Raw genomic sequence first — 3,215 nt, 5'->3', positions numbered from 1 at the left:
TCAACAACCTTCTGATGCTGATCTCGGTCTATCTGGCAGGTGTCATGCATTCCAAGGGGATCGTGAAGTCCAAGCTGCGCCACCCGCTTCTGACTGCGACGATCCTCTGGGCCTTGGCGCATCTTCTGGTGAATGGCGATCTGGCCTCGCTGGTGCTCTTTGGTGGCATCGGGCTCTGGGCGATCGTTTCCATGCTGATGATCAATGCGCGCGAAAACTGGACGCCACCGGCACCGGGCAAACTGCGCAGCGATCTGATCGGGGTGGCCATCACCTTTGTCGTCTTTGCTGTGATTGCGGGCATTCATATCTGGCTTGGCCGTAACCCGTTTCTGGGGACCTATGGATGAAGCTTTACCGGTTCCTGTCCGATGACGACACGGTCGCCTTTTGCGACAAGGTGACGGCGGCACTGAACAAGGGCTGGGCGCTGCATGGGCAGCCCGTCTACGCCTTTGACGCCGCCAGAGGTGTCATGCGCTGCGGTCAGGCCGTGGTGAAGGACGCGCCCGGCACTTACACTCCCGACACAAAACTGAGCGAGCAATGAAGACCAATCCCGGCCGTTTCTTCGAAGACTATTCCCTCGGGCAAGTGATCCCGCACGCCGTGCCCCGCACCGTCTCGGGCGGTGAGCGGGCGCTTTACCACGCGCTCTACCCGGCACGGCACGCGCTCTATTCCTCGGACGAATTCGCCCGCGCCAGCGGTTTGAAAGCCGCGCCGGTGGATGACCTGATTGCCTTTCACACGGTCTTCGGCAAGACGGTGCCCGACATCTCGCTCAATGCCATTGCCAATCTCGGCTATGCCGAGGGGCGCTGGCGGAAACCAGTCTGGCCCGGTGATACGCTCAGGTCCGAAAGCGAAGTGATCGGGCTGAAGCAGAATTCAAACGGCAAGTCGGGCGTGGTCTGGGTGCGTACACGCGGCCTCAACCAGCACGGCGAGACGGTGATGGACTATGTCCGCTGGGTCATGGTGAGGAAACGCGACGCGGACGCCCCCGCGCCAGAGACGGTGGTGCCCGACCTGAGAACATCCGTGCCCGCCGCCGACCTGATCGTGCCCGAGGGGCTCGATTTCACCCGCTACGACTTCACATTGGCGGGTGAGCCGCATGGCTGGGGCGATTATGAGGTGGGTGAAAAGATCGACCATGTCGACGGCGTGACGGTGGAGGAGGCCGAGCATATGCTCGCCACCCGCCTCTGGCAGAACACCGCCAAGGTGCATTTCGATGCGACCAACCGCGAGGATGGTAAAAGGCTGATCTATGGCGGCCATGTCATCTCGCTCGCCCGCGCCCTGTCGTTCAACGGGCTGGCCAATGCGCAGATGATCGTCGCGCTGAACGCGGGCGCGCATGCAAACCCGTGTTTCTCTGGTGACACGGTCCGGGCCTGGTCGGAAGTGCTGGACAAGGCCGAAACGACGGCCCCTGGCGTCGGCGCGGTCCGGCTGAGGCTCGTTGCGGTGAAACACGGCGCCCCCGACTTCGCTTTGAAGGGCGAGGACGGAAAATACCTGCCCGATGTGCTGCTTGACCTCGACTATTGGGCGCTGATGCCCATGTGATCTGAGGGCGATGGACCGGCGGGCAGTGGCACTGCTAAGCTGCCCGCATGACATGGTTTCGCCCCGCCCTGACCGGCCTTGCCCTGCTCGCCCCGCTACCTGCTGCGGCCTGCGATCTGGCGCTGTTGCTGGCGGTCGATGTCTCGGGCTCGGTCGATGCCCGCGAATACCGGGTGCAGATGGAGGGGCTGGCCGAAGGCCTGCGCGATTCGGTGGTGCGCGAGGCTTTGGTGCGGGGGCAGGCGACGGTGGCGCTGATGCAGTGGACCGGGTCGTCGCGGCAGGAACTGACGGTCGGCTGGACGCGCATCTCGAACGAGGGCGATCTGGAGGCGCTGGCCCGGCAGGTTGAGACCGCCCCCCGGCTCTGGACCGAGTTTTCGACGGCGATAGGCGAGGCGATGAGTTTCGGCGCCCGCGCCTTCGACGACGCGCCCGCCTGCAAGCGCCGGGTCATGGATATCTCGGGCGACGGGCGGTCGAACGAGGGCACGGAGCCTGTGGAGATCAAGCCCGATATGGAGGCGCTGGCGATCACCGTGAATGCCTTGGTGATCAGGGGGGACGATGACGGGCTGCCGGACTATTTCGCGCAGAACGTGATGACCGGCGGCAATGCCTTTGTGGTGACGGCGGAGAACTACGACGAATATCCCGAACGCATGCAAAGAAAGCTGAGACGCGAGACCGAGCGGCAGATTTCCCTTGGGCCGGAGCGGGTGGTGCCGGTAAGCTCAGAGTCTCCTAATTAGCCAAGCATTTTCACACGGACGGTGCCTTCGCATCCAGTACGGCTCTCCAATCCATAGAAAGATGGCTGGGAACAGTATTTGATGGGATTATTCTGCTGCCCAGTGATTAAGCGTCAAAAACGCAGAAATCGGCAACAGCTCTTCCGGGCTGTTTCTGTTGGTCGGCGATGTTGTTCGACTGTCATTTGAACGTGGAATTACGCTGAATCGTTTGAAACCTGCTTGCAAAAGCCAAGGCAATCGCGCCTCCAGCCGCCCCTCCGTCACCGGCGCGTCCGTCACCTCCAACGTGACCGATTTCAACCGGACACCCGGCCCGAAGCTTGCCGCCAGATCGTCAGGGTCCACCAGTGCCACGCTCGCCGGATCGGCGATGTCGGCGAAGGTCACCATCATCGGATACTGATAGTCCGGCACCGCGATCACCCCCGCCGCCCGGTCGCGCTTGTCGCGGACCTCGTCGAAGAGGTCAGGGTTGATCACCCGGCCCTTGCGCCCGGCGATCGAGGCCGGGGCGACAGAGCCCAGATAGTTCGCCGACGGCCCCTCGATCAGTGCGAAGAGATAGCGCCCCGGTGTGACCTCGACCACCACAGCCTCGCCGGTCACGTTGTAGTGCCAGCCCATGCCGTCGGGAAACCTGACCGCATGCTCCTGCCAGCTCACCGCGCTGACCGACGATCCGGAAACCTCGCCCGCAGGCGTCTCGACCGTCACGGTCATCTTCTGCCGCCATGCGAACTCTTCCTTGCAGCCGGTGAGGAGGAGGGGGAGGACAAGGGCGATAACGAGCCGCATCATGTTGCATTTTCCGTTCGCCGGACCTGCTCGCTCTCGCAGTTTCTCTCCAAATCGGTATTGTCGCCCCGATTGTACGATTCCATG

Annotated in this window: 5 protein-coding genes; 4 read left to right on the top strand and 1 reads right to left on the bottom strand. The window is 62.8% G+C overall.

Going from position 1 to position 3,215, the window contains the following annotated elements; translation table 11 throughout:
- The 4 genes from WBB85_RS22485 to WBB85_RS22470 form a co-directional block, all read left to right on the top strand.
- On the top strand, positions 1-350 hold a 350-nt coding region (locus tag WBB85_RS22485), incomplete at its 5' end, for an NnrU family protein (RefSeq protein WP_432640796.1).
- Positions 347-550, top strand: coding sequence for a DUF1737 domain-containing protein (locus WBB85_RS22480; protein WP_432640795.1), 204 nt, complete (start codon positions 347-349; stop codon positions 548-550). The genes WBB85_RS22485 and WBB85_RS22480, both read left to right, overlap by 4 nt.
- Positions 547-1,578, top strand: coding sequence for a MaoC family dehydratase (locus tag WBB85_RS22475; RefSeq protein ID WP_432640794.1), 1,032 nt, complete (start codon positions 547-549; stop codon positions 1,576-1,578). Before WBB85_RS22480 ends, WBB85_RS22475 begins: the two co-directional genes overlap by 4 nt.
- Before the next feature lie 47 nt (positions 1,579-1,625).
- The gene (locus WBB85_RS22470; RefSeq protein WP_432640793.1) at positions 1,626-2,330 is read left to right on the top strand and encodes a DUF1194 domain-containing protein; all 705 of its coding nucleotides are present in this window, start codon (positions 1,626-1,628) and stop codon (positions 2,328-2,330) included.
- Positions 2,331-2,417: 87 nt separating this feature from the next.
- Here WBB85_RS22470 and WBB85_RS22465 read toward each other — a convergent pair whose 3' ends face one another.
- Positions 2,418-3,131 carry a hypothetical protein gene (locus WBB85_RS22465; RefSeq protein ID WP_432640792.1) on the bottom strand — a complete coding sequence of 238 codons (714 nt, stop codon included), beginning with the start codon at positions 3,129-3,131 and terminating at the stop codon, positions 2,418-2,420.
- Between the last annotated feature and the right edge of the window lie 84 nt (positions 3,132-3,215).

This window comes from Albidovulum sp. (genome assembly GCF_049646345.1).
In the GTDB taxonomy this organism is placed as follows: Bacteria; Pseudomonadota; Alphaproteobacteria; order Rhodobacterales; family Rhodobacteraceae; genus Albidovulum.
This window is presented reverse-complemented; position numbering and strand designations above follow the sequence as displayed.

What these genes read in the sequence shown, in the direction of transcription:
- WBB85_RS22480 (WP_432640795.1), top strand. Translation starts at nt 347, where the DNA reads ATGAAGCTTTACCGGTTCCTGTCCGATGACGACACGGTCGCCTTTTGC.
- WBB85_RS22475 (WP_432640794.1), top strand. Translation starts at nt 547, where the DNA reads ATGAAGACCAATCCCGGCCGTTTCTTCGAAGACTATTCCCTCGGGCAA.
- WBB85_RS22470 (WP_432640793.1), top strand. Translation starts at nt 1,626, where the DNA reads ATGACATGGTTTCGCCCCGCCCTGACCGGCCTTGCCCTGCTCGCCCCG.
- WBB85_RS22465 (WP_432640792.1), bottom strand. Translation starts at nt 3,131, where the DNA reads ATGATGCGGCTCGTTATCGCCCTTGTCCTCCCCCTCCTCCTCACCGGC.